Genomic DNA, 26046 nt, shown 5'->3' with positions numbered 1-26046 from the left:
ACCCCTAAAAAAGAAAGCCATCATTGCGCTGCCCATTCTGTCATAACGACGATACCCAGGTTCTAGACACCAGGGTATCGGATGAGGGCGACACGATTCGCCGCCGCCGCCGTTGTGCGGGTTGCGATAAGCGTTTTACAACTTACGAACGGGCAGAACTGGCTTTGCCATCGATTGTTAAAAAGAATGGCAGCCGGGTTGAGTACAGTCATGAAAAATTGGCTAGCTCAATTAAATTAGCTTTGCGTAAACGCCCTGTTTCTGCAGCATCAGTCGATGAGTCGATTGGGCGCATTGAGGAAAAGCTATTGAGTCTTGGTGAAAAAGAAATTCCTAGTGAGCGTGTAGGAGAGCTAGTCATGCGAGAACTCAAGCGTTTAGACAAAGTTGCTTACATTCGCTTTGCTTCTGTCTATCGAAGCTTTGAAGACATTGAGTCTTTTGAGAGTGCGCTCAAAGAGTTGAAGTAAAACCCCTCCAGTAAGTCCCATTGGTTACTCATAAAGCCTATTTCAGGAATGAGGTTTTATGAGATATACTGTAACCAATTGGTTACAATTGAGGTATGTATGAAATCAGAAAAACAGCGGAATTTGAGGCTTGGTTTAATGGTATTCGGGACTCCTATACCCAAAAGCGTTTGCTTGCCAGGTTGAGAAAAGTGACTTTAGGAAATTTTGGAGATATCAGTCCAATTGCTGATGGATTATGGGAAATGCGAGAGCATTTTGGTGCTGGCTGGAGAATGTATTTTGTTCGATACGGGAAAGTTGTAGTTGTCATGTTGGGTGGCGGTTCAAAGGCAACCCAAAAAGCTGACATTAAGGAAGTTAAAAAACTACTTCAAAAACTGGAGAGTTAAATGAAAAATGCACAGAAACTAAAAGTTCGTGATTTACCCCAATTTGATGTCGTGGATTATTTAAAGACGGATAAAGACATTGCCGAATATCTCACTGCGGTTTTAGAGGATGGCGATCCTAGTTTGTTTGTTGCGGCAATTGGAGATATAGCAAGAGCCAAGGGCATGATGGACGTCTCAAAAAAAAGTGGTGTTACACGCGAAGCTTTGTATCGTGCCTTAAAAATAGGTGCGCAACCACGTTTTGAGACTGTAGCGAAAGTGATCCATGCATTAGGCATGAGATTAACTGTCCATGTCTAATGGAAAAAAGCCTGCAAACGCAGGCTTTTTTATTGGACTATTCGTTGGTTATGTCAATACTGCAAAAATCGAAGCAGTGATGTTATCAACACTACCTGTGCCATTGACTTTGCGGTAAGCAGGCGCCTTTACTTTGTCGCTAAGGCTGCTTTGTGTAGCCCAGCTTGAGTAGTATTCTACCAATGGACGGGTTTGATCGTTGTAGACCTGAAGGCGCTTACGGACAGTTTCTTCTTTGTCGTCATCGCGCTGAATCAACGCCTCACCAGTCACATCATCTTTACCTTCCACTTTTGGTGGATTGAATTTGACGTGATAAGTGCGTCCTGAAGCGGGGTGAACACGACGGCCGCTCATGCGATCAATGATGGCATCAAACGGTACGTCGATTTCTAAAACGTAATCAATTGGCACGCCAGCATCTTTCATGGCTTGCGCTTGCGGAATCGTTCTGGGGAAGCCATCAAACAAATAGCCTTTACTGCAATCTGGCTGAGTGAGGCGATCTTTGACTAAGCCAATGATGATGTCATCGGAGACTAAACCGCCGGCATCCATAATTTTTTTAGCAGCGATTCCAAGATCCGTACCTGCTTTAACGGCGGCGCGCAGCATATCGCCAGTAGAGATTTGTGGAATGCTAAATTTTTCGCAAATGAACTGGGCTTGAGTACCTTTGCCAGCACCTGGTGCACCGAGCAGAATTAACCGCATTGTTTTCCCCTTAGAAGACTTTTGATTGTCCTGTATTTTTACTGCCTAGCTGCTGATGTATTCCTAGGATTATCCCCGAGTACCAAAACAAGGCTTAAATGGGCTCTTAAGGCTTCCAGCTTGAACGAATACGTTCTAGGTCATCTTGGGTATCCACGCCTGCTGGCGGTGCTTCTGATGCCACGTGGACCTGAATACGATAGCTATTCCAGAGGGCGCGTAACTGTTCTAGGGATTCGGCTTGTTCTGGGGGTGCTGGCTCTAAGCGGGTGTAGGCCTGCAAAAAGTCTGCTCGGTAGGCATAAATGCCAAGGTGACGTAAGTGTTCGGTAGCTGCCGCAGATGAGGCATCTCTGATAACAGGAATGCCGGCTCTGGAGAAGTACATTGCTTCGCCGGCGCGATTGAGGACGACTTTTACGACATTGGGATTGGCAACCTCCGCTGGGTCTGCGATCACCACTGCAACTGTTGCGATAGCGCACGCAGGATGATCTGCCAAAGCTTGGGCTACTTGATTAATGAGTGCCGCTGGAATTAAAGGTTCATCACCCTGCACATTGACGACTATGGCGTTATCAGGCAATTTGAGTTGTTGGGCGATTTCAGCAATGCGGTCTGTTCCAGTGGGGTGGTCATCGCGAGTCAACAGGCACTCAATCCGATGTTCATCACAGACTGCTTGAATTTCTGGTGCATCCGTAGCGACAATCACGCTGTGGGCGGCGGATTGCATGGCACGCTCAGCAACGCGCACAACCATGGGTTTGCCATGAATATCAGCTAATGGTTTGCGAGGTAGGCGAGTAGATCCAAGGCGCGCAGGAATAACCACCAGAAATTCAGGGGTCTTAGATGAGTGACTCATATAAAGGCTTGCTTAAGACACTTCGTTTGCTTCGAGACTGCGTGCTTCATCCACTAGCATTACGGGAATGTCATTGCGAATTGGGTAAGCAAGGCGATCTGCTTTGCAAATCAGTTCTTGTTTTGCAGAATCCAAATGCACTGGGCTCTTGCATAAAGGGCAAACCAAAATTTCGAGTAAGCGTTTGTCCATGGGGTGTCCTTGCCTTTGATGTCTTTTATAAGGTGTATTGATTTGGGTCTGGTCTTTGCAATATTGACTGCATCCATTCAGAGAGACTATCTGGGATGTTGACTGACATCGGCACAACCCAAATGCGCTCATCTGTAATACCAGCACATTTTACGGCATCCTTTTCCGTCATCAGGATGCATTTAGCATCAATCTTGCTAAAAAACGTATCTGTGTAAGTACTGTGATCAGGTAGACCAATGCATTTAGCTACAACACCGTGTTTTTGTAATGCATCAAAAAAGCGTTGGGGATTGCCAAGCCCTGCAACAGCAGTCATTTTCTTAGGTAAATATTGCTCAGCAAAACTTTCAAGAGATTGTCGATTACTTGAATGATTCAATTGATATGCCAAACCCAATTGTGGGCTCAAGGTAAAGGCGCGTCGCCCTTGAAAATATTCATCTACTGGGATTGATTTTGGTGATGGGTTTGCTGTCATCAATGTTGCATCACGATCGCGTTCTGCAGGTTCACGTAAGGGTCCAGCGGGCAATAAAAAACGATTGCCTTCACCGCGTCCATCACGCACCACAAACTCAATATCTCTCCCACCTTCTCTGGCTGGCCAACGTGGTAAGCCTGCATGCTGCAAGCCATCATCACTGATGATCACATTGACTTCTGGGTGATGTTTTAAGAGGGCCGCAATCGTTTCTTTGCGTTTGGGATAAACCCAGATTGGAAATTGATTGCCCGTACGCTGCGCAATGAGTACAGGCTCATCTCCAACAATACTCGGATCAGAATCGCTGGTCACAGAAGTTGGCATGTTGCTTGCTTGTGCCCCATAGCCGCGAGAAATGATGCCAGGCTTCCAACCGAGTTCTTTTAACTTTTGGGCTAGCGCAATCACGATAGGCGTTTTGCCAGTGCCACCAACGCGGATATTGCCAACAATGATGACTGGCACGGCAATCGGTTTTGTATTAAAGAGACGCAGATCAGAAATCAGCTTGCGCATGCGCAATACCAAGCCATAGACCCATGAGAGCGGCCACAGCAATAAGCTGGTTGGCCCACGCCTTTCCCAAAAAGTTGGCGCTTTGCGAAAGTGATTGGTAAAAGACATCGTCAATTTACTTTTTAGATTGACTGCTAAAAACAATATTGGAGAGGTTCGCGTCACGCGCTGCTTCTAAGGCGCTCATCACTGCTTGATGTGGGGCTCTTGCATCGGCATCAATATTGACTTGAATACCTTGAGCACTATCTTTATTAGTGCTATTTTGAGTAAATTGACTCAGCGAGTTACTGAGTTGACTGCGATCTGTCACTTTACCGTTTACAGCAAAGCGTCCATCGCGACTCACGGCAATATGAATTTGCTTAATGTCATTTTGACTTTCTACGCCGCTAGCTGTTGGCAGGGTGATGGCCAATTCTTGATAGCGTGTGAAAGTGGTGGAGATCATTAAAAAAATGAGCACCACTAACAGCACATCAATAAACGGAATAAGATTAATTTCAGGTTCGATATGAGTGCTATTGGCGCTGGCGGCACCCAGCGTGAAGCCGCCTTGCTTACTGTGGTGTGCGCTAAGCCAACTCATGCGTTGCTTGGGTATAGCTTCTTAAAAAGCTGTCTGGTGAATTCTTCGCACTCGCGTTGGCGTTGATTGGCCATGGCGCGTAATCCACGCCATGCCGCTAATGCTGGAATTGCAATCAATAAACCAAAAGCCGTGTTGTACAGCGCAACTGAAATGCCGTGGGCAAGTTGCTGCGGGCTACCGGCGCCACCAGCAATCGCACCTTGACTTCCAAAGATTTCAATCATGCCCACTACTGTGCCGAAAAGACCTAGCAGGGGCGCGACCGTAGCGATCGTTGCTAAAGCACCAAGATATCGGTCTAACTTTAAGAAAGTGCCTTGAGCGATTGCCTGAATTTCTTCCAGAGCATGATCCGAATTGTTTCCTGCAGCTTTCTCTAATAATGCACAGGCCAATAGCGGTGCCGCTGGGGAGCTTTGGGCTAACTGGGCGATCTGAACGTTCGCAATAGACTTTTGAGTGGAGAGCTGATTTGCTAGGCTAAAAGCCGCCTCTAAGGTCGCTTTTGGGAGGATATTGATTTGCCGTAAGTACCAAGCCCTCTCAATAGCAATGGCTAGGCCTAGGATCGAGATAATGAGGAGGGGCCAAATAGGCCAACCGGCAGACAGTAAGATGGAGTACATAAGCTCAGTACTTTAGCTGAATTGGGAAGTGGTTTTAGGAAAGCTAGCCTGTGGATAACTCTGTGCAAAACTTTTTTCGAAGCAGTCTGTAAGTCCTTGATTGATGGTGAGATCAGGGAAAATACGTAGGAAATATCTGTTCTGGGTATTTGTATATATTGATATAAATCAATGAGATGCAAATGTCATGTTGGATTTGTGAGACGTTTTGGGTCAGCTCTTGCTTACTGAAGACGGTCAACCTAAGGGCTCATGGGCTTCTGTGGATATTTATCTACCTTTGAGCCTTATAGCTGTGTAATAAAAGAGAAAATATGTCGGAAATATCAAGAGAAATCCTCAGTGTTGGCGATCTAAACCGCGCCATTGCGAGCTCTTTGGAGGAGCGCTTTGATACCGTTTGGGTTAGCGGGGAGATTTCGAATTTCAAAGCCTATGACAGTGGGCACTGGTATTTCTCCCTCAAAGATGAAGAAGGGCAGATCCGCTGTGTGATGTTCCGTGGACGCAATGGCCAAGTCGGATTTTTGCCTCAATCAGGTGATTTAGTCGAGCTAGCAGCTAATCTGGGTTTTTATGTTCCACGGGGAGATATTCAGCTCACAGTGCAAAGCATGCGCCGCGCAGGCATGGGCGGACTCTACGAAGCCTTTTTGAAGCTCAAAGCAAAGTTAGCTAAAGAAGGGCTTTTTGATGCAGAGCGCAAACGTGATATCCCTTCGCATCCTCGGGCAATTGGTATTGTCACTTCACCACAGGCTGCTGCATTGAAAGATGTGCTCAGTACGCTTGCTAGAAGAGCGCCGCATATTCCGATTGTAATTTACCCAACATTGGTTCAGGGACCTGATGCACCCGCTGGAATTATTGCTGCATTACATGCTGCCGCAAAAGAGGCTGAACAGGGTCAGTCAGAAGTCGATGTCATTTTGCTGGTTCGGGGCGGCGGCAGTATTGAAGATCTTTGGGCGTTTAACGACGAGAAGTTGGCTTATGCGATTGCGCAGTCACCTATTCCAGTAGTCAGTGGTGTGGGTCATGAGACAGATGTGACGATTGCTGATTTTGTTGCTGATCTGCGCGCACCAACGCCCACTGGTGCAGCAGAAATGGCTGCACCAAGACGAGATCAAATGCTGCAAGAATTGGATGCCATTGCGCAGGCTTTGCTGCAAAGGGTTTCTCAAAGGGTTGAACGCGAAGCGCAGACTTTAGATCAGCTGGCATTACGATTGAGTCATGCACTGCCTAACCCAGATCGCATGCGCGAGCAAATTGGCAATTGGCAACAGCGCCTCAATCAAGCATGGATGGTCAGAGTTGAAAATTGGAAGCGGAATCAAAATCACTACCAATCCCAGTTAGAGATGCTCAATCCCCAGCGTACTTTAGAGCGTGGCTACTCAGTTATCTTGACCCAAGAAAATGAAACCCTACAAGCGGTGCGCAACCCTAGGGATCTCAAAGTAAATGCAAGCTATCAAGTACGCTTAGCTGAAGGTGAAGCCCAAATTGAATTGAGTGCAGTCAAGTCCAACTAAAGGATATTGGGTTCAATTTGCAACTCAACACCAAAGCGCCCTTTAACTTTTTTCTGAATGGTGCTTGCAAGCTCCAAAATATCGTTTGCAGTGGCGCCACCATGATTGACTAGAACCAAGGCTTGTTTTTCATAAACGCCAGCAGGTCCAGCGCGATAGCCTTTGAATCCACATTGATCAATCAGCCAGCCAGCAGCCAGTTTGCGAGTGCCATTGGCATCGGGATAAGAAGCAAGATTAGGATGCAGAGCCAAAAGGTTTTGATACTGTGTTGTATCAACAATGGGGTTTTGAAAAAAGCTACCAGCGTTACCGATTATCTTTGGGTCAGGAAGTTTGCTTTGGCGAATGTTGCAGACCGCAGTAAATATCTCTTGAGCGCTGGGCGATGAATGATCAGAAAACTGTTTTGCAAGATCAGCATAAGTTAGTCGCGGTAGCCATGCCTTTGGAATGTTAAAGACGACCTTTGTCACGATAAAGCGCCCAGGATTTTGCTTAAAGTAGCTATCACGATAAGCAAAGTGGCAATCAGATTTACTCAGAGTGACAAAGGCTTGCTCTTTGCTATCAAAGGCTTCGATGCAGTCAATGAAGTGAGCAACTTCTGCGCCATAAGCGCCAATGTTCTGTATGGGGGCTGCGCCAACTGTGCCTGGTATGAGGGCTAGGTTTTCTAATCCAGGTAGATTTTGTTCTAGCGTCCAAGCGACAAAGTCATGCCAGTTCTCTCCTGCGCCTACAGCCACTGCCGAGAAATGATCATTGCTGTCGATGATTTCTCGGCCGCTAATGTTCATGAGTAAGGTGCTACCACTTAGGGCATTGGGAAGCACTACGTTGCTACCGCCACCCAAAACTTGCCAAGCACCCCCTTCATTCAGAAGGTTAGCCATTAGTCCTGGCAACTGATCTGGGGAGGTAATGTCATAAGCAAGTTCAGCAATAGCGGGCAAGCCAAAAGTATTTCTGCTCTCAAGGGATACATTTGAGAGGGGCTGGGGGGCAGCAGGCGCATTTTTTGCACAGTTCATGCCACAATCTTATTCGTGTTCGGCAATTTCCATGAAAAAAGGACTTGCTGGCAATGCTATAGCGGGTTTTAAGGTAAAAAAATTAAAGGATTTGATATGCCAACATTTGATGTAGTGTGCGAACCAGACATGATTGAGTTAAAAAATGCCGTTGAACAATCCAATAAAGAGATTACCAATCGCTTTGACTTTAAGGGCTCAGATAGTCGTGTAGAACAAAAAGATGAAACCTTGATTTTATTTGGTGATGACGACTTTAAATTGGGTCAAGTGCGCGATGTGCTCTTTGGCAAGATGGCCAAGCGTAATGTGGACGTGCGCTATCTTAAAGACGACAAAAAAGAGACTATTGGTAGTGATAAGCGTAAGCAAACGATGAAGATCCAAAAGGGTATTACGCAAGAGCTCGCTAAAAAAGTAGTGCGCATCATTAAAGATAGCAAGATCAAAGTGCAGGCGAGTATTCAAGGCGATGCGGTGCGTGTGACCGGTGCTAAGCGCGATGATTTGCAAGAAACCATGGCATTGCTCAAAAAAGAAGTAACAGAAGCACCATTGGGCTTTAATAACTTCCGTGACTAAGCAAGACTCTGTTGCAGGACTGACCGAAAAATCTAGTCCTGCACAATTAGCCCCTGCCAGCCAGGAGGCGATTGAACGATTTTGCGATGCTTGTTGGTTGGAAGATGGCTTAGCTCAAAATAGCCTTACTGCCTATCGCAGGGATCTTTTGCTCTTAGCGCAGTGGTTGTATAAAACGGCTCATCTGGATTTGTACTCCGTAGATGAAAAAGAGCTCACAGCCTATATTGCCCATCGCAGGGCGGATAAGGCTACCACTGCTAACCGACGGCTCACAGTATTCAAGCGTTTTTATCGACATGCGCTACGTCACCATCTTGTCAAAAGCGATCCTTGTATTGGTTTGCGTGCTGCTAAGCAGGCATTGCGCTTTCCAAAGACGCTAAGTGAGGATCAGGTGACGAGTTTGCTCAATGCTCCAAATATTGAGACCCCTTTAGGTTTGCGCGATCGCACTATGTTGGAATTGATGTATGCCAGCGGCCTGCGCGTTTCTGAAATTGTTTCTTTAAAAACCGTGGCGCTGGGTTTAAATGAGGGCGTGGTTCGGATTGTGAATGGCAAGGGTGGCAAGGAGCGATTGGTGCCCTTTGGTGGGGAGGCAGGTCAATGGTTACGCAGATATCTGGCAGATGCTAGAACACCACTGCTAGAAGGTAAAACTTCAGATGCAGTGTTCATCGGGCGCCATACTGGTTCAGCGCTGACCCGTCAGGCATTTTGGGCGCTCATCAAGCGCTATGCTTTGCAGGCGAGCATCCCCGTGGCTCTGTCACCCCATACTCTTCGCCATGCGTTTGCAACCCATTTACTCAACCATGGAGCAGATTTGCGGGTAGTACAGTTGCTTTTAGGCCATGCCGATATCTCCACTACCCAAATCTATACCCATGTAGCCAGAGAGCGTCTCAAATCCATTCATCAGCAACATCATCCGCGCGGCACCTAAATTGTCAGATGTGTTTAAGATAGCGGCATGGATATTCTCTTAATCCCGATTGCGTACTTGATTGGCTCAGTTTCCTTCGCGGTGGTGGTAAGTAAATGCATGCGCCTGCCAGATCCACACTCTTACGGCTCGGGTAACCCTGGCGCAACCAATGTGCTCAGAACGGGCAATAAGCGTGCTGCGGTTCTGACATTGTTAGGCGATGCCTTAAAGGGGTTTGTAGCAGTGGTGTTGGCCCGCATGATTTTGGGCGAAGAGTCTTTGAGCTCTAGTCTGAATTCTTGGATTTTGTGTGGTGTTGTTGTCGCCGTATTTCTAGGGCACCTCTTTCCAATCTTTCATGGTTTTAAGGGTGGTAAAGGCGTTGCGACTGCGTGCGGTATTTTGTTTGGGATTAATTGGATTTTGGGTTTAGCAACGTTGGCTACATGGATCATCGTTGCCAAGTTCATGCGTTACTCATCTTTAGCGGCATTAGCCGCCGCAGTGTTTGGGCCGATCTATTTTGTATTTTTGTTTGGCTTTCATCCAATGGGTATTGCGCTACTGATAGTCTGCGCTTTATTAATTTGGCGTCACCGTAGCAATATCCACAATTTGATGAACGGCAAAGAGTCCAGAATTGGCTCAAAGGATGCAAACAGTAACAACTCTTCTGAAAGTTCAAAATCATGACTATTGCATTTGCCTGTGTGTTATTCATGGGCCTACTTCCTTATGTTGCTGCAGGTATCGCCAAAAAAGGTTTTGAAGGTTACGACAATGGTCAGCCCCGTACATGGCTTGCCAAGCAAACAGGCTTTCGGGCGCGCGCCAATGCTGCGCAAGCCAATTTATTTGAATCCCTACCGCTCTTCTTTGCCGCAGTCATCATTGCGTCGCTCATGCAGGCACCCCAAGCCAGGTTAGATTTGCTAGCACTTGGCTTTGTGATTTCGCGTATTGCTTATTTGATTTGTTATGTAGGCAATTGGCCAACTATGCGCTCTATTGTTTGGTTATGTGGGATCGCTTGTGTGGTGGCGATCTTCTTTCAGATATAGATTGATCGTCAAAGATTATTTAGACATTATTTAGAAAAATTGATATATGGCCACCAAAAAAGCAGTTGTGAAGTTAGCAGGTAAGACGGCCTCTACAGCAGCAAGCAAAAAAACGCCGGCAAGAAAAGCTTCTGCCAAGAAAGCTACTGCCAAGAAAGTTGCCGCCAAGAAGGTTGTTCAAAAAGAAGATGGTGGACTGCCTTTGTCAGTTGTAATCCGTCGTCGCATCGAGGCGCAAAAAGCGCGCTTTCATGCCAATGACAATATTTCTGCCTTTATTAAACCTGGTGAATTAGAGGGTTTGGTAGATGAGGTTGCGGAAAAGATGCAGGCGGTATTAGAGAGTTTGGTGATTGATACAGAAAGTGATCACAACACCCTTAATACGAGCAAACGCGTTGCCAAAATGTACGTGCAAGAAGTCTTTAATGGTCGATATGTAGTGCAGCCAACCTTAACAAAGTTTCCCAATGTGAGCCGCTTAAATGAGCTGATGATCATTGGCCCAATCACCGTCCGTAGCGCGTGCTCTCATCATCTATGCCCGATTATGGGTCGCATTTGGATCGGCGTTCTACCAAGTAAAGACTCAGCGTTAATTGGCTTGTCTAAATACTCACGCCTTACTGAGTGGGTCATGTGCCGCCCACAAATTCAGGAAGAGGCGGTGGTGGAGTTGGCTGATATGCTCGAGAAAAAGATCAAACCCATTGGCGTTGCAATCGTGATGGATGCCGATCACTTCTGCATGCAATGGCGTGGCGTAAAAGATCGTGACTCCAAGATGGTCAATAGTGTGATGCGTGGTGCTTTCTTAAAAGATGCCAACTTACGACGTGAGTTCCTCTCTTTGCTAGAGAGACGTTAGTCAGGCGTAGTGCTTCTGTAAGACTTTCATTTTTGATACATGTCGATCAATGGTTGAGAATAATTCTCAACTAATACTCCATATAAATCAAATACTTAAGGCTCGACTAGAGAACTGAATTCTTCTGCTCTATGATCGCTCTAGTTGCCAATGAAGTTTTGCTGAATTGCTTTCATTGATGCTTGATATTTCGCTTTTAATTTAACCATTAACCCACTGGAGTCCATATGAAAACTACCCGTCGTCAATTCATGATCATGTCAGCCGCTGGTGCTGCAACTTTGGCTCTAAACACCAAAGTACAAGCTCAAGCCATGGTTGCTGAAACTGACCCACAAGCTGCTGCATTGGGTTACAAAGCAGATGCATCTAAAGTGGATAAAGCAAAGTACGCTAAATATGCTGCGCCACAAGCTTGTAGTAATTGCGCTCTCTATCAAGGTGCTGCTGGTTCTGCTGCTGGTGGTTGCGCATTGTTTGCTGGCAAGCAAGTTGCTGCTAAAGGCTGGTGCTCTGCTTACGCTAAAAAGGCTTAAGTTATCCAGTCGCTTACTGAGAATATATTTCAGTAAAACAAAAAGCCACCCGAGGGTGGCTTTTTTATTGACTCGTTTAATAAATTAAACGTTAGCCAAGTGCGCTTCTAAAGTTTTGGTGAACTTGTTAGCGTGGCTACGTTCAGCCTTTGCCAAAGTTTCAAACCAGTCAGCAATTTCATCAAAGCCTTCATCGCGTGCAGTTTTAGCCATGCCTGGATACATATCAGTGTACTCATGGGTTTCGCCTGCGATCGCTGCTTGCAAAGCTTCTGCAACTGTCTTAGCTGGCATACCTGTGCCTGGCTCGCCTGCGCCGCCTTCAATCAAATACTCCATGTGACCATGGGCGTGGCCAGTTTCACCTTCAGCAGTTGAGCGGAACACTGCTGCAACATCGTTTGCACCAGCAATATCAGCTTGGTTCGCGAAATACAAATAACGACGATTTGCTTGAGATTCGCCAGCAAATGCTTCTTTCAAAGACTGTTCAGTCTTTGTGCCTTTTACAGTTTTAGCCATGAATGACTCCTAAAAATAATTGTATGGGTTAGGGTGAGCGGTCTATAGCCAGAGCAAAACCACTTACCACGGGGTTATTATGAACAAAACAAGGCTATCGAATAATCATATTTTTGTATTGGCTTGATAGCTAAAAGCAACCAATAGTTAAATTTCGATTAAAGAAATAAAAGATGAGACATACAGCTAGGTATTTGCTTAAACGTTACTCCTTTTACTTTGGGGGTGATCAACCCGCAGTGACTTGGACTGAGCGTTTTCGTTCTAGTTGTGGCACATTTGTTGGATTGATGTTAGTACTTACTATCGCTAAGTACCTTGGTGAACTGAGCGGACTCGATGAATGGTTGATGGCTTCCCTAGGGGCAAGTGCTCTCTTGGTATTTGTCTTGCCAGGCAGCCCGATGGCCCAGCCATGGGCGGTGATTGCTGGCAATGCCTTGTCGGCGTTGATCGGCATTACTACTGCCAATCTTATTAGAGAACCATTACTGGCGATGCCAATTGCTGCTGCTGCTTCCATTCTGGGGATGTTCGTATTGCGGTGTTTGCATCCCCCGGCCGCCGCCGTAGCATTAATTGCGGTATTGGGCCATGTGATGAACTATCGCTACGCCTTCTTTCCAGTCATGGTGGACTCCATTTTGCTGGTGATAGCCGGGGCGATATATAGCAATATGACCGGTAAACAGTACCCCAATCACCCTGCAAGATAGTTTTAAAGCATGAAATAAGGTCTTTTAGGCTTAAGATGGCTTAAAAAGACCTGAAACTTATAACAATAGTTAATTACTGAATTTTGGATGCAGCAATTGAGGCGATACAGTCTTTAATGCTGTAATTTTGATATTTACCGGCATTTTCCTTGCGCAGTGACTGGGTGCATTCTGAAACAGAATTGCGAACATTGATTTTTGGGATATTGCCTGACGTCATTTTGACTCCTGTAGGGATTTCTTAAAACTGTTGATGTTGCTCCTTGAAAGATTTTAATAAATTTTTAATCAATGAGAAAGACTATAAAATTTATATTAACTATTTAAAGAGTAAATCAAGAGTAAACAAGCGATAAAAAGAAAGCGGTGACCAAAATATTACCCGTCATTTTTTGCAGTGGATCCAGATCTCACTCAAGGCGCCGCTTGAGCTAAATGGAAAAGTACTCACGCCTATTTTTGATTCTTAGCCCCATTATTGTGGTGCTTTTTTCTGTCTGGCAGGGTGCTTACGACATTGATCCGCACCATTGGGGTTTAATGCTCAGCAATGCCAAAGATCTGTATGAGGGCCAGGCTCCCTATAAAGATATCTTTATTCAGTATGGTATTTTGACAACAATTCTGCAGGCGCTTGCCTTCGGCATTGGGAAGAACATGCTTTCCATTATTGTCATTACGAGTATTTGTTATGCCATTGGCATATTGCTGGTTTACGCTAGCGCACTACATATTCTTAAGAGTAAAACGATAGCTCTGTATGTGCTGATCACGCTGGTTTTGTTTCACCCTTTGGCCATGTACCCTTGGTCAAATTACATCGCCTTCCCATTTTTGATGTGCGGGATTTATGTTTTGGCGACGCAAAGTTGGCAGTCACAGTTCAAGAAAATAACGTTGTTAAAGTTATTTTTAGCGGGCTTGGCTTTTGGATTAGCCATTCTGGCAAGGGAGGGCCTAGCGCTAGCAGTTATGTTGTTGATCTTGCTGTCTTTTTCTTATGATCTGATTCAAGGCAGGGAATACAAAAAAACAATCCTCTCTTTATTGATCACTGCTCTAGGCCTTTCATTACCTATCGGAATTTTCTTTAGCTACCTTGCTAGCAATCATTTATTGGATTATTGGGTTAATCTCTCCATCGATCTTCCCGCAATTTACGCTAATACGACTTTTAGTTATATTAAAAGCTTTCCATTCCAGGCGCTTTTTAAAGAAATTTATACTGGCTACCGGCATGGAGATGTGCGTTGGATTTTGACAAGTCTCATCTTGCTCAGTAGTTTATGGATTTTTATATTGGCACTATTGGGGAAACGAAAAGACTATGTCACGCCAGGCGTTGCCAAGATTGCTTTAGCAAGTCTGCTGTTAGTCTCTAGCTCTCTACATCTGGCAGAAACATTCAGAATCGCTACGGGGAGTTCGGTAGGAATCATTGTGCTCTTTGCTTTTTTGCAATCAACTGGAAAGCTAAAAACCTTTTTTATTTTCTTTACCTTGTGGATGGGCTTGACGGCAACTTATGGAAATCGAGGTAATTATTTTTACCCCACTTGGTACACGGTGATTAATGCCCAGGCAATACCTACACCAGAAGTGCTTCGCGGTCAGCGCTGGAGCCCTCAGATGGCGCATTATTATCAAACTATTGTGCGTACACTTACTGAGTTACAACAAAAACCATGCTCGATTGATTATCAGATTAACAACACGCGTAATTCCTTATTTAAGGTGATTAGTCCTATCCCTCAATTGCAAATAGCTCCTTTTGGAGCTGGTGTAAACATAGCTGCATTGAGGGCAGATATTGATTCTGGTTCAGCAATCTCTAAAGGTGTAAGGTTTGTCATTCTTGACTCTGCAGGTCAAGGGGAATATGCCAATAGGATTCCACCGGAGGGATTTGTTCTTTATGAGCATTTGAGCGTTCCTGAGGAAGAGTATTTCATGCCCCATATACAAGAATTGTTAATTTATGCGCCAAAGGTTTGTGCTAATTGAATCTGCAAATGCTAAAGTTTTTGAATGTTAACGATAAAGATGCCAAGAGGGACGTCTTGGGGTGGATATTAATTTTTATCAGCAGTGTGCTTCTGGGTATCTGGGCTGTTAAGGGTACGATTGCCTTACGAAATACTCTGCTCGGAATCGGCGCCCTGATATCAATAAAATATATCTATCAATTTCTCAAAAACTATCATGAAAAAATTCCCCTTAAATTTTGGATGCCTCTGATTTTATTGGGCCTCATGTTTTGTTGGGTGATCACCCATTATGTATTTTTCTCCCGTTTTCCTGGCCTTCAGTTCCATGAATTAACTAGTACCTGGTTGAGAGGTGGGTTGGCAGTAATGCTAGGGTTGGCAACGGGTTTGGCTCTTCAAAAGAGGCCCCATGCAATGAGTCTACTTTGGTTGGGTATGGTAGCTAGCTTCGGGTATCTTTTTTATCAGTACATCCCTAAGGCAATGGCAGCAAGCAGTCTTTTTGCGCCCGATTATTTCAATTACATCTTTTATGGAAAAATCAGCGGGGTTTTGGCCGGCACGATATTGATTGCAGGTCTGTGTGGCGCCTTAGCAGATACTGTCCGGCGTGAGCAGTGGTTGCTAGCGGTATTTGTTGGCCTCTTCTGTCTTGTGGCAGTTGCCGCCGTCTTATATGGCTACGTATTTATTCTGGATACGCGCAATGGCATTGCCCTAGCAGTGATCCTGCTATCGATCTTATGTTTTAAGTTAATGTGGGATGTCTTTAAGGTGCCTCGTTTTGGCGGTATTGCCAGCAAAGGACGGGCTATATTAATTTTTGTTGTCATCGGGCTTGTGACTACGCTTACTTGGCTTGGAGCAGAGCATGCTCAACATAATCGGGGCTGGTTCTCTGTGTGGGAAGATGCTCAGGTCGCTGTTCAGGTAGAAAAATACCCTCAGTGGCAAAATCCCCAGGAAATGGGTTACCCCAAGAATGCTTCTGGTCAAACAGTCAATATTAATAACTACGAGCGTATAGCCTGGGGTGTAGCAGGATTGCAGATTTTCATGCCAGAAAATCCTTTAGGTGTGGGTGTACTCAAAGGCCCCTTTACATTTCTACTTTATGAAAAATACCCTCATAGTGGCCAGAATATGCCTTCTACCCATAGCGCCTGGGTGGAAATAGGGCTTGCTTATGGTTACCCTGGCCTTTTCCTGATGCTGGGATCCTTGATCGCCATCGTCTTTTTGAGCCTAGGCTCAAAAAGCTTATTTAAAGATCTGGCCAGTTTTCTTTCTTTAGGGTTGATCATGCTTTATACGGTAGGCGAGCTGAGTAATCAGCATGCTATTGAGATCTTGTGTTACTTGATCGCCTTGATGGTCGCCTTGCTCCTGAGTTATGAATATAAAGACTCTGACACCATGAGGGGGCGCAGCAATCCTCTAAAGTAAAAATATAATCAGTCAAGAATGCGAGATAGCTTGGCTATACATTTTAAAAATAGACTTCAGTTTTACGGGTAATATGAGTGGATGTCTATATTACTTACTGGTGGCCTGGGCTTTATTGGAAGTCACGTGGCGGCTTCATTGCTTGAACATGGGCATGATGTCGTGATTTTAGATAATCTGTGTAATAGCCAAGCGAGCGTTGCCAGGCAACTGGAGCTACTTTGTGCTAAGCCAATTCCCTTTTATGAGGGTGATGTGCGCGATAACGCAATATTGGCCACCATTTTTTCAAAACACCCTATTGCCGCCGTAATGCATTTTGCGGGTTTGAAGTCAGTTGCCCAATCAGCAACAGATCCACTCTTGTATTTTGATAATAATGTGGGCGGAACCATTACGCTCCTTCAAGCGATGCAGCAGCACGGTATTTATCAATTTATTTTTAGCTCGAGCGCTACCGTCTACGGTATTCCACAATACCTTCCCTATGATGAAGTGCACCCCACTTGTCCAATCAATCCTTATGGGCGCACTAAATTACAAGCGGAAGAAATCCTGGCTGATTTAGCTGTCTCAGATAAGCGTTGGGCAATCGCGTCTCTGCGGTATTTCAATCCCATTGGCGCTCACCCAAGCTACACCATTGGCGAGCTGCCTAATGATCAGCCCAATAATTTAATGCCTTATATCAATCAGGTGGCGTCAAAACAAAGACCCTTTTTAACCGTATTTGGCAATGATTACGACACCAAGGATGGTACTGGTGAGCGTGACTATATCCACGTCATGGATTTGGCAGAGGGGCATGTCGCCGCTTTGCGCTTGATACAAAAATCAGCTGGTTTGCATACCCTCAATTTAGGCACGGGTCAGCCCTATAGTGTTTTAGAGATGATCCAAACTTTTGAAAAAGCCACCGGTCAATCTATCCCGATGAAAATAGGTCCTCGCAGACAAGGAGACTTGCCCATTTATTATGCATGCGCCGATAAGGCTAAAGTGATCTTGCAATGGGAGGCTAAACGTACCTTGAAGGAGATGTGTGAGTCTGCTTGGAAGTTTGAACTACAGCGTCAATCATTGTTCAAGTAAATGATTCCTCAACCAGTGTATTCATGAGCTCACGCAATCTCCTTCCTGCCACTATTGCCCGCTTGATCGATGTGTCGGCATTCGTGATTGCGGGAGTGTTGGCTTTTTATAGCTATCGGATTGTGCGGCCGAGCGATCTAGATAGTCAGCGCTACTTCTCACTCATCTTGATGGGCGCTTTGATTTTCATCTTACTCAATAGTCAGCTATATCGCTCGTGGAGAAGTGAGGGCTTTTTTAAGCTGATTCAAGCGGTTGGCACTGTTGTTGTTCAAACGTGGGTGCTCATTGTTTTTTGGCTGCTCTTTAGTAAGACCAATTATTTTTACTCCAGGGCCTGGATTTTAATGTGGGCCATCTATACCTTCTCTGGTCTTCTGATGGCGCGTTACATTGTCCATCTGATTTTGGCTCGATTACGCGCGCGCGGTATTAATTTAAAGCATGTGGCGATTATTGGCTCTAGTAGCACTGCCAAAGAATTGCAGCAAAGAATTGAGCGATCGCCTTGGTCCGGCTTTCGGGTTTCTCAATATTTAGTGGCGCCAAGTGAGGCGCAATTGCAAGATTTGGCTAAAGAGCCTTTAGATGAAATCTGGCTAGCCTTGGGGATGAGCGATCATGATCAGATCCCGGCATTAATGGAGGGCTTGAAAAATAGCACTGCCAATGTACGCTTTGTGCCTGATTGGTTTTCTTATCGATTAATTAACCATGGCGTTTCCGAAGTCTTGGGAATTGAGATGGTGGACCTCTATGGCACACCGATGAATGGCGCTAATCTTTATCTCAAAGCAGCAGAGGATTTTGTCATTTCACTCCTCCTCATTATTTTGCTCTCGCCGGTATTTCTCTTTTTGGCCATCATGGTCAAATTGAGCTCCCCAGGCCCGGTGCTCTATCGGCAAAAGCGGGTAGGGTGGAATGGTGCGCATTTTGACATCTTGAAATTTCGCACCATGCCGGTAAATACCGAAAAAGAAGGGCTCATTTGGGGGAATTCAGCCAAAAAAGCGGCCAATAGTCGCTTTTGCGCTTGGATCCGAAAAGCGAGCTTGGATGAATTACCCCAGTTTTTTAATGTGCTCAAGGGGGATATGTCAATTGTGGGTCCTCGGCCCGAACGCCCCGAATTTGTCGAGCAGTTTAAGGACGAAATTCCTGGCTATATGAAAAAGCACCTTGTCAAAGCCGGCATTACCGGTTGGGCCCAAATCCATGGCTGGCGTGGCGATACCGATTTGCAGACCCGCATTGAGCATGATTTGTTTTATATCGATAATTGGTCATTAATGCTGGATTTAAAGATTATTTTTTATACCCCATGGCGTGGCCTCATTCATAAAAATGCGTATTAATACATAATGCTCATGGCATTAATGGGCCAATCAGTGAAGCGAATAAATAAATCAATTGATTGGTGCCAATAGGGCAAACCCCTTTATCGGCTTATCGGGGGGGATTTACGCTAAAATCACTGCTAATCATTAGAACTGTAGGGGTTTTGGGTTGTTTTCTCAGACCCCATTTAGGTTCTGCATTAACCCTTATTTGGAATTGGATATCTGTATATGGCTTTAGTGGTACCAGTGATTCTTTGTGGTGGATCAGGAACTCGGCTGTGGCCCCTTTCCCGCTCTACTTACCCCAAGCAATTTTTGGTACTTTCTGGTGATGACTCCAATCAAAGCCTATTCCAACTGGCAATAGAGCGAGCCAACTCCATTGGGGGTGATCAAACGACCTTAGGCAAGACCATTGTGGTCACCAATGAAGAGCATCGCTTTTTGGCTTTAGATCAATTGCGAGAATTAAAAAATATCCAGGCCGATTTATTGTTAGAACCCTCTGGCAGAAATACCGCTCCTGCACTGACCTTGGCTGCGCTGTATGCCCAAGAGCAAGCGAAAGATCACGATAGTGATCCCATTTTGGTAGTGACTCCAGCAGACCAAACGATTCAAGATAACGCCGCCTTCACCAAGGCGCTCAAGCAAAGCGTAGCCATTGCCCAGTCTGGCGCTATTGCGATTTTGGGTATTACGCCCACCGCCCCCGAGACGGGCTATGGTTACATCCACACACAAAGAAAATCAACCGATGCGCAGTTGACCAAAGGCGCATATGTGGTGGAGCGCTTTGTAGAAAAGCCCGATGCGCAAACTGCCCAGCAATATCTAGAAGAGGGTGGCTACTTTTGGAACGGCGGCATGTTTGTTCTCAAAGCCAGTGTTTGGTTGGCTGCTATCAAAGAATATCGCCCTGACATCTTGGAGGCTACGCAAGCAGCTTACTTGGGTAAAAGCGTGGACGATTCCACTGGGGCACACTTTGTTCGTCCTGATAAGGCCACTTTTAATCAGATTCCCAATGAATCGATTGACTATGCCGTGATTGAGAAATGCCCCGGGTCGCATTTTCCTATCGAGATGGTCGAGCTTGATGCCGGTTGGAATGACTTAGGTGCCTGGGATGCCGTTTGGCAAGTGGGCAAACAAGACCTCGATGGCAATGTCATTCATGGCGATACTTTGATGAGTGACTCTAAAAATTCATTAGTCCATGCCAGCAGCCGTTTGGTGAGCGCGGTGGGGGTGGAAAATCTGATCATCATTGAAACGGCCGATGCCGTCTTAGTGACTACCCGCGCTCAGAGTCAGAATGTCAAGCATCTGGTGGGGCAATTAGAGCAGCGCCAGCGTAAAGAAAAGCATTTGCATCGCAAAGTTTCTCGCCCATGGGGTTGGTACGATAGCGTGGATGAAGGGGAGCGTTTTAAGGTCAAGCGGATTCAGGTTAAGCCTGGCGCTAGTCTGTCTTTGCAGATGCATCACCATCGCGCCGAGCACTGGATTGTGGTAAAGGGCACTGCTGAAATCACCAATGGGGAGCAAGTGCTGACCTTGACTGAAAATCAAAGTACCTATATTCCGCAAGGACAAACCCATCGTTTAGCCAATCCGGGAACCGAGCCATTAGAAATTATTGAAGTGCAGTCAGGTAGCTATCTGGGCGAAGACGATATTGTGCGTTTTGAGGATGTTTATGGACGATAGGGCGTAGTTTTCACTTTATGGAAAAAACAGCACTCATCTGTGGAGTAGGCGGTCAGGACGGCAGTTACCTAGCCAGGTTGCTGCTACAGAAAAATTACCGCGTGGTAGGTACCTCTCGTAACCCTAACGCCGCCTTAGCGGGCAATCTCACTAAGCTGGGGATAGCGAAAGATGTGGAGTGCATCCCAATGGAATCGGCCGATAGCCGCAGCGTCACTGCGGCTGTGACCCTCACCAATCCAGATGAAATTTATTACCTGGCTGGAGAGTCTTCAGTGGCCCGATCTTTTGTAGACCCTGCAAAAACATTTCAGAGTGTAACTTTGGGCGCCATCTATTTACTAGAGGCGATGAAGCAATCTAATAAGCCTATGCGCCTATATAACGCAGGTTCAAGCGAGTGTTTTGGCGGTGCCTCTGGATTGATTGCCAATGAAGCCACACCGCTCAACCCCTTAAGCCCCTATGCGATTGCGAAAAGCGCTGTCTATTGGTTGATCAAGCATTATCAGCAATCCTATGGTCTGTATGCTTGTACTGGAATTTTGTTTAACCATGAGTCCCCTTTGCGCCCCGCGCATTTTGTGACCCAGAAAATCATTCAGGCTGCCAAGGAAATTGCCGCTGGTCGTCAATCTCAATTAAGCTTGGGCCGTTTAGACATTGCAAGGGATTGGGGTTGGGCGCCAGAATATGTGGAAGCCATGTGGCTCATGCTCCAGCAAGAGACCCCGCAAGATTTTGTGATTGCCACGGGCACCACTATGACCTTGATGGATTTTGTAGAGGCCGCTTTTAAGCAGGTCAATTTGGACTGGCGCGCCTATGTGGTTCAAGATTCCGCTTTGATGCGTCCAACGGATTTACTGGTGAGTACCGCCTGTATTGATAAGATTAGCCAAACCTTGGGTTGGCGACCTTCAACGATTGGTACTCAGGTCGTTGAAAGAATGTTCGAACCCATCTAAGTCCATATAATTCAATCATGATGAAAAATACGCAAAAAGTCGCTTTAATCACCGGCATTACGGGCCAAGATGGCTCCTACTTGGCTGAGTTCCTGTTAGAGAAGGGCTATATCGTTCACGGCATTAAGCGCCGGGCCTCCTCCTTTAATACCGGCAGAATTGATCATTTGTATCAAGATCCCCACGTCAACCATCCGGATCTGATTTTGCACTATGGTGATTTAACCGATACCAGTAACTTAGTGCGCATTATTCAAGAGTGCCAGCCTGATGAGATTTATAACCTAGGGGCGCAGTCTCATGTGGCGGTGTCGTTTGAGTCTCCTGAGTACACGGCCGATGTCGATGCCATGGGTCCTTTGCGGATGTTAGAAGCCATTCGTATTTTGGGTTTAGAAAAGAAAACCCGTTTTTATCAAGCCTCGACTTCCGAGCTCTATGGCTTAGTGCAAGAAATCCCCCAAAAAGAAACCACCCCGTTTTATCCGCGTAGTCCGTATGCAGTAGCCAAGATGTATGCCTATTGGATTACGGTGAACTACCGTGAAGCCTATGGCATGTATGCGTGCAATGGCATTCTCTTTAATCATGAATCTAAACGCCGTGGTGAAACCTTTGTGACGCGTAAAGTCACCCGTGGCCTCGCTAATATTGCTCAAGGTCTAGAGAAATGCCTCTTTATGGGTAATATCGATGCCTTGCGAGACTGGGGTCATGCTAAAGACTATGTGCGCATGCAATGGTTGATGCTCCAGCAAGATCAGCCGGATGATTTTGTTATTGCCACCGGCGTGCAGTTCACGGTTCGTGAATTTATTACCCGTAGTGCTCAGCAGTTAGGTATTACGCTCCAGTTTGAAGGCGTGGCTGAAAATGAAAAAGCCATTGTTGCCAGTATCGAAGGCGATAAGGTTCCAGCCTTAAAAGTAGGAGATGTGATTATGCAAATCGATCCGCGCTACTATCGTCCTACTGAGGTAGAGACCCTTTTAGGTGATCCGACCAAAGCCAAAGAAAAACTGGGCTGGGTACCCGAAATTACTTTAGATCAAATGATTGTGGAGATGGTTGCCAACGATCTTGACCTGGCTAAACAACATGCTTTGCTTCAGAATCATGGCTATGCGGTAGCGGTCGGTAAAGAAAACTAAATCATTCAAAATAAAAATCAATTGATTAAACATCAATAAGACCAAAGCCCTGTGACCGATCCCTTCAACCCAAAGATCTATATTGCCGGCCATCGCGGGATGGTGGGTTCAAGCATTGAGCGCGCTTTAAGAGCGCAAGGTTTTACCAATATTATTGGTAAAACCCGATCTGAATTGGATTTAACCAATCAAGCTGCTGTGACGGATTTTTTTGCCATAGAAAAGCCAGACCAAGTCTATTTGGCGGCCGCCCGAGTAGGGGGTATTTATGCCAACAATACCTTTCCAGCAGAGTTTATTTACGACAATCTGATGGTGCAAAACAATGTGATTCATCAAGCATTTATGCATGGAGTTAAAAAGCTCTTGTTTTTAGGGTCCAGCTGTATTTATCCTAAACTGGCACCCCAGCCCGTGACCGAAGAAGCGCTGCTGATGGGTAAGTTAGAGCCCACCAATGAGCCTTATGCGATAGCAAAGATTGCCGGCATCAAAATGTGTGAAAGCTATAACCGCCAATATGGAAGCTCGCATGGCATTGACTACCGCTCGGTCATGCCAACGAACCTCTACGGCCCTGGCGATAACTATCACTCTGTAAATAGCCATGTCATACCGGCGTTGATTAGAAGATTTCATGAAGCCAAGCTAGCCCATGCACCCGAAGTGGTGATTTGGGGAACGGGCACGCCCAAACGGGAATTTTTATATGTGGACGATATGGCCGCCGCATCGGTTTTTGTGATGCAATTAGACAAAGCCATTTTTGATGAGCAAACGCTACCGATGCAAAACCATATTAATGTGGGTTATGGATCGGATGTGACGATTGCGGAATTGGCGCATGCGGTCGTAAAAGCAGTGGGCTACGAAGGCAAGATTCGTTTTGATATTAGTAAGCCCGATGGCTCTCCCCGCAAGTGGATGGACTCGGGAAAGCTCAATCGCTTGGGTTGGAAACCCTTGGTAAATTTAGAAGCGGGCTTGACTTGCGCCTATGCCGATTTTTTACACCGAGCACAATTGCCTCACCAGTGAATTTGACTAAATTACAGAGAGCATCAGTGAGCCTTGCCAAATCTCTGTGCAGGAGAGTGAAACCTACTTGTTCTAGGCGACAAGCAATACACCCTCCGATAGAAATAATCTAAGAGATGCATATCGCGATTTTATTGGCGACCTATAACGGCGCCTCTTACCTACAAGAGCAACTCGATTCGATAGAGAATCAAACCCATAGCGATTGGACTATATTAGCGTCGGATGATGGGTCCAGTGATGAGACTATTGCCATGATGGATGCTTTTGCAAACACAGTGGGTCAGGGTAAGGTGCAACAAGTGCAAGGTCCCCAACAAGGATTTGCCAGCAATTTTCTCTCGATGGTTTACCATCCCGATTTAAAAGCAGATGCCTATGCTTACTGTGATCAAGATGATATTTGGCTAGACGATAAATTAGCGCGCGCGGCTCGATTTTTGGCTGCAGTGCCCAGCGATGTACCAGCGCTCTATTGCTCTCGTACGCAGTATGTGGATCAAGAAAATCACCCTTTAGGCTTATCACTGCCGTATGCAAGGCCAGCGGTATTTGCCAATGCATTAGTACAGAACATCGCCAGTGGTAATACGATGGTGTTTAATGATGCGGCGCGCAAGCTTTTAGTACAAGTCGGCCCTCTGGTCAACATTGATCTGCATGATTGGTGGACCTATATGTTAGTTGCCGGGATGGGGGGTCCAGTGTTCTTTGATCAGACTCCCAGTGTTCGGTATCGCCAGCACCCCAATAACCTGTGGGGGATGAATACCAGCTTAAAGTCACAATGGTTGCGAATCAAAAAGCTGTTTGGCGGACGCTTTGCCAATTGGAATGAGCGCCATATTGCCGCATTAGGCCCCATAAAGCATCTATTGACCCTGGATAATCAGCTGATCTTTGAGCGGTTTTCGCAAGCCAGAAAGCTATCCCTAGTACCTCGCTTAGCGGGTCTGAAGCAAAGTGGGGTATATCGTCAAACCATGATAAATAATGTGGGCTTCTTTTTAGCGGCGCTGCTAGGAAAGGTCTGACTGCCCATGAAATGGATTACTAAAGTACCCATGCGACTGATTTTAAAAAGACGATCTGTACGATGAAGTCTCAGGTTCGATCTTTTTTGAAGAAAATCAAAACGGCGCTCGAGCCTGTGGGCTATCGCTTGGCCAATGTGGGCTTTTCCATGGTTTCGCGCTCTAAGCCAAACTTAGCAGGTCAAGAGTTGGGGGTGAACTTTATCGGCTATTCCAAAGGGGAGTTGGGTTTGGGTCAAGCTATGCGCTCCATGGCTTTTGCAGCTAAGGCAGCATTCATCCCTTTAGTGGTCCGCCAATTTAAGGTCAAAATTACCAGCAAGCAATCAAATGATGTATTGGATGCAGATGTGCGCGATCGTTGCCAGTACCCGATTAATCTCATTTGCGTTAATCCCGATATGTTCTATCGCCTGCCTATATGGGTGACTTATCCGGAGTGGACCAAGACGTACAACATCGGCTATTGGTTTTGGGAGCTAGAGAATTTTCCACCGGCATGGCAGTACGCCACGCATCTGGTCGATGAGATTTGGGTAGCCACCGAATTTATTGCCCAGGCCATGAGAAAAAGCGGCAAGAAAGTCGTCAAAATTCCTTTTCCGCTGGAATTTGATTTACCTCCTGTGTATCTAAATAAGGAGTACTTTGGACTCAACCCCAAGGAATTTACGTTTATCTTTAGTTTTGATTTCAACTCGATGTCAGAGCGAAAAAATCCCCAAGCCACCATCAAGGCGTTTAAGAGAGCATTTCCTCAAGGTGATCATTCTGCGCGACTCATTCTAAAAACCATGAATGGCAGTCATTATTCGCCATTGAGCAAAAATCTAGAAGCATTAATTGACCAAGATTCACGGATTGAAATTCGGGATGGGCATCTCACCCAAGATGAAATGCGGGGCTTAATCCGTTCGTCTGATTGCTATATTTCTTTGCATCGAGCCGAAGGCCTTGGCTTGGGGCTAGCTGAAGCGATGTATCTAGGCAAGCCTACTATTGCTACCGGATACTCTGGCAATACTGAGTTTATGAATTCTACCAACTCGATATTAGTTCCCTATACGCTGGTGCCAGTACCCAAGGGTGCCTATCCCAATGGAAAAGATCAGTTTTGGGCCGAACCCGATATTGAAGTGGCAGCAGACAATATGCAAAAAATAGTATCCGATAGCGCTTTTAGAGATCAACTGGGTGTAAATGCTGCTGTCTATATGCGTGAAGAGCACTCATATATCAAAGTAGGCAAGATCATAAGAGCTCAAATAGAGCAGATCCAAAGATTAGAGAATTATTAAGCTTGTCATGAGTAGTTGCTTTAA

30 protein-coding genes are annotated in these 26046 nt (G+C 45.8%); 21 read left to right on the top strand and 9 right to left on the bottom strand.

Going from position 1 to position 26046, the window contains the following annotated elements; translation table 11 throughout:
* Positions 1–23 precede the first annotated feature (23 nt).
* From nrdR to ICN49_RS03620, 3 genes are all read left to right on the top strand, one after another.
* Positions 24–470: a transcriptional regulator NrdR gene (gene nrdR, locus ICN49_RS03630; RefSeq protein ID WP_216165902.1), complete on the top strand. Its 447-nt coding sequence runs from the start codon at positions 24–26 to the stop codon at positions 468–470.
* A 95-nt stretch (positions 471–565) separates the two neighbouring features.
* A complete protein-coding gene (locus tag ICN49_RS03625) occupies positions 566–862 on the top strand; it encodes a type II toxin-antitoxin system RelE/ParE family toxin (RefSeq protein ID WP_216165900.1) in 297 nt (98 codons plus the stop codon).
* A complete protein-coding gene (locus ICN49_RS03620) occupies positions 863–1165 on the top strand; it encodes an addiction module antidote protein (protein WP_216165898.1) in 303 nt (100 codons plus the stop codon).
* A 48-nt stretch (positions 1166–1213) separates the two neighbouring features.
* Here the strand turns inward: ICN49_RS03620 and adk are convergent, their stop codons facing one another.
* From adk to ICN49_RS03590, 6 genes are all read right to left on the bottom strand, one after another.
* Positions 1214–1879, bottom strand: coding sequence for an adenylate kinase (gene adk, locus ICN49_RS03615; RefSeq protein ID WP_216165896.1), 666 nt, complete (start codon positions 1877–1879; stop codon positions 1214–1216).
* A gap of 106 nt (positions 1880–1985) precedes the next feature.
* Positions 1986–2747, bottom strand: coding sequence for a 3-deoxy-manno-octulosonate cytidylyltransferase (gene kdsB, locus ICN49_RS03610; RefSeq protein WP_216165894.1), 762 nt, complete (start codon positions 2745–2747; stop codon positions 1986–1988).
* 12 nt (positions 2748–2759) lie between these two features.
* Positions 2760–2939, bottom strand: a complete 180-nt coding sequence (locus ICN49_RS03605) for a Trm112 family protein (RefSeq protein ID WP_216165893.1) — start codon at positions 2937–2939, stop codon at positions 2760–2762.
* Between the two features lie 25 nt (positions 2940–2964).
* Positions 2965–4050: a tetraacyldisaccharide 4'-kinase gene (gene lpxK, locus ICN49_RS03600; RefSeq protein ID WP_216165891.1), complete on the bottom strand. Its 1086-nt coding sequence runs from the start codon at positions 4048–4050 to the stop codon at positions 2965–2967.
* Positions 4051–4057: 7 nt separating this feature from the next.
* Positions 4058–4531, bottom strand: a complete 474-nt coding sequence (locus tag ICN49_RS03595; RefSeq protein WP_216165890.1) for an ExbD/TolR family protein — start codon at positions 4529–4531, stop codon at positions 4058–4060.
* Positions 4528–5160, bottom strand: coding sequence for a MotA/TolQ/ExbB proton channel family protein (locus ICN49_RS03590; protein WP_216165888.1), 633 nt, complete (start codon positions 5158–5160; stop codon positions 4528–4530). The genes ICN49_RS03595 and ICN49_RS03590 overlap by 4 nt, the downstream gene beginning before the upstream one ends.
* Before the next feature lie 314 nt (positions 5161–5474).
* Between ICN49_RS03590 and xseA the strand changes: the two genes are divergently transcribed.
* On the top strand, positions 5475–6701 hold the full coding sequence (xseA, locus tag ICN49_RS03585) for an exodeoxyribonuclease VII large subunit (protein WP_216165886.1): 1227 nt from the start codon (positions 5475–5477) through the stop codon (positions 6699–6701).
* Here the strand turns inward: xseA and murB are convergent.
* Positions 6698–7735, bottom strand: coding sequence for a UDP-N-acetylmuramate dehydrogenase (gene murB / locus ICN49_RS03580; RefSeq protein WP_216165884.1), 1038 nt, complete (start codon positions 7733–7735; stop codon positions 6698–6700). The two genes, xseA and murB, sit on opposite strands and share 4 nt — an antisense overlap.
* Positions 7736–7831: 96 nt before the next feature.
* Here murB and ICN49_RS03575 point away from each other — a divergent pair, with 96 nt between their 5' ends.
* The 6 genes from ICN49_RS03575 to ICN49_RS03550 all read left to right on the top strand — a co-directional run bounded on the left by ICN49_RS03575 (position 7832) and on the right by ICN49_RS03550 (position 11713).
* Positions 7832–8317, top strand: coding sequence for a YajQ family cyclic di-GMP-binding protein (locus tag ICN49_RS03575; protein ID WP_216165882.1), 486 nt, complete (start codon positions 7832–7834; stop codon positions 8315–8317).
* Entirely contained in the window at positions 8310–9266 is a 957-nt protein-coding gene (gene xerD / locus ICN49_RS03570) for a site-specific tyrosine recombinase XerD (protein WP_439650842.1), read from the top strand. Before ICN49_RS03575 ends, xerD begins: the two co-directional genes overlap by 8 nt.
* A 27-nt stretch (positions 9267–9293) precedes the next feature.
* Entirely contained in the window at positions 9294–9941 is a 648-nt protein-coding gene (plsY, locus tag ICN49_RS03565; protein ID WP_216165880.1) for a glycerol-3-phosphate 1-O-acyltransferase PlsY, read from the top strand.
* The gene (locus ICN49_RS03560; protein ID WP_216165879.1) at positions 9938–10309 is read left to right on the top strand and encodes an MAPEG family protein; all 372 of its coding nucleotides are present in this window, start codon (positions 9938–9940) and stop codon (positions 10307–10309) included. The genes plsY and ICN49_RS03560 overlap by 4 nt, the downstream gene beginning before the upstream one ends.
* Positions 10310–10355: 46 nt before the next feature.
* Positions 10356–11177, top strand: coding sequence for a GTP cyclohydrolase I (gene folE, locus ICN49_RS03555; RefSeq protein ID WP_216165877.1), 822 nt, complete (start codon positions 10356–10358; stop codon positions 11175–11177).
* Positions 11178–11404: 227 nt separating this feature from the next.
* The gene (locus tag ICN49_RS03550; RefSeq protein ID WP_216165875.1) at positions 11405–11713 is read left to right on the top strand and encodes a high-potential iron-sulfur protein; all 309 of its coding nucleotides are present in this window, start codon (positions 11405–11407) and stop codon (positions 11711–11713) included.
* Between the two features lie 84 nt (positions 11714–11797).
* On the opposite strand, the gene ICN49_RS03545 is transcribed toward ICN49_RS03550, so the two are convergent.
* Complete coding sequence (locus ICN49_RS03545; RefSeq protein WP_088524842.1) at positions 11798–12235, bottom strand: rubrerythrin family protein; 438 nt, start codon at positions 12233–12235, stop codon at positions 11798–11800.
* Positions 12236–12408: 173 nt separating this feature from the next.
* Between ICN49_RS03545 and ICN49_RS03540 the strand changes: the two genes are divergently transcribed.
* The gene (locus ICN49_RS03540; RefSeq protein WP_216165873.1) at positions 12409–12951 is read left to right on the top strand and encodes an HPP family protein; all 543 of its coding nucleotides are present in this window, start codon (positions 12409–12411) and stop codon (positions 12949–12951) included.
* Between the two features lie 73 nt (positions 12952–13024).
* Here the strand turns inward: ICN49_RS03540 and ICN49_RS03535 are convergent, their stop codons facing one another.
* Complete coding sequence (locus ICN49_RS03535; protein WP_216165871.1) at positions 13025–13171, bottom strand: hypothetical protein; 147 nt, start codon at positions 13169–13171, stop codon at positions 13025–13027.
* Positions 13172–13386: 215 nt separating this feature from the next.
* Between ICN49_RS03535 and ICN49_RS03530 the strand changes: the two genes are divergently transcribed.
* The 10 genes from ICN49_RS03530 to ICN49_RS03485 all read left to right on the top strand — a co-directional run bounded on the left by ICN49_RS03530 (position 13387) and on the right by ICN49_RS03485 (position 26022).
* The gene (locus ICN49_RS03530; RefSeq protein ID WP_216165869.1) at positions 13387–14955 is read left to right on the top strand and encodes a glycosyltransferase family protein; all 1569 of its coding nucleotides are present in this window, start codon (positions 13387–13389) and stop codon (positions 14953–14955) included.
* Between the two features lie 398 nt (positions 14956–15353).
* A complete protein-coding gene (locus ICN49_RS03525) occupies positions 15354–16385 on the top strand; it encodes a hypothetical protein (RefSeq protein ID WP_216165867.1) in 1032 nt (343 codons plus the stop codon).
* Between the two features lie 81 nt (positions 16386–16466).
* A complete protein-coding gene (gene galE, locus ICN49_RS03520; protein ID WP_216165865.1) occupies positions 16467–17477 on the top strand; it encodes a UDP-glucose 4-epimerase GalE in 1011 nt (336 codons plus the stop codon).
* 23 nt (positions 17478–17500) lie between these two features.
* Positions 17501–18835: an undecaprenyl-phosphate glucose phosphotransferase gene (locus ICN49_RS03515; RefSeq protein ID WP_216165864.1), complete on the top strand. Its 1335-nt coding sequence runs from the start codon at positions 17501–17503 to the stop codon at positions 18833–18835.
* A gap of 213 nt (positions 18836–19048) precedes the next feature.
* Positions 19049–20533: a mannose-1-phosphate guanylyltransferase/mannose-6-phosphate isomerase gene (locus ICN49_RS03510; RefSeq protein WP_216165862.1), complete on the top strand. Its 1485-nt coding sequence runs from the start codon at positions 19049–19051 to the stop codon at positions 20531–20533.
* A 17-nt stretch (positions 20534–20550) separates the two neighbouring features.
* On the top strand, positions 20551–21501 hold the full coding sequence (locus ICN49_RS03505; RefSeq protein WP_216165860.1) for a GDP-mannose 4,6-dehydratase: 951 nt from the start codon (positions 20551–20553) through the stop codon (positions 21499–21501).
* 20 nt (positions 21502–21521) lie between these two features.
* Positions 21522–22652 (top strand): GDP-mannose 4,6-dehydratase, encoded by a 1131-nt coding sequence (gene gmd, locus ICN49_RS03500; protein WP_216166188.1) that lies wholly within the window; start codon positions 21522–21524, stop codon positions 22650–22652.
* A 51-nt stretch (positions 22653–22703) separates the two neighbouring features.
* Positions 22704–23690 (top strand): GDP-L-fucose synthase family protein, encoded by a 987-nt coding sequence (locus ICN49_RS03495; RefSeq protein ID WP_216165858.1) that lies wholly within the window; start codon positions 22704–22706, stop codon positions 23688–23690.
* Between the two features lie 116 nt (positions 23691–23806).
* Entirely contained in the window at positions 23807–24724 is a 918-nt protein-coding gene (locus tag ICN49_RS03490) for a glycosyltransferase (protein WP_216165856.1), read from the top strand.
* 86 nt (positions 24725–24810) lie between these two features.
* The gene (locus tag ICN49_RS03485; RefSeq protein ID WP_216165854.1) at positions 24811–26022 is read left to right on the top strand and encodes a glycosyltransferase family 4 protein; all 1212 of its coding nucleotides are present in this window, start codon (positions 24811–24813) and stop codon (positions 26020–26022) included.
* The last annotated feature ends 24 nt before the right edge of the window (positions 26023–26046 follow it).

Origin of the sequence: Polynucleobacter finlandensis (genome assembly GCF_018881755.1) — a bacterium.
Classification (GTDB): Bacteria; Pseudomonadota; Gammaproteobacteria; order Burkholderiales; family Burkholderiaceae; genus Polynucleobacter; species Polynucleobacter finlandensis.
Note: the sequence above shows the minus strand (reverse complement) of the source record. Positions and strands in the feature narration are given on the sequence as shown.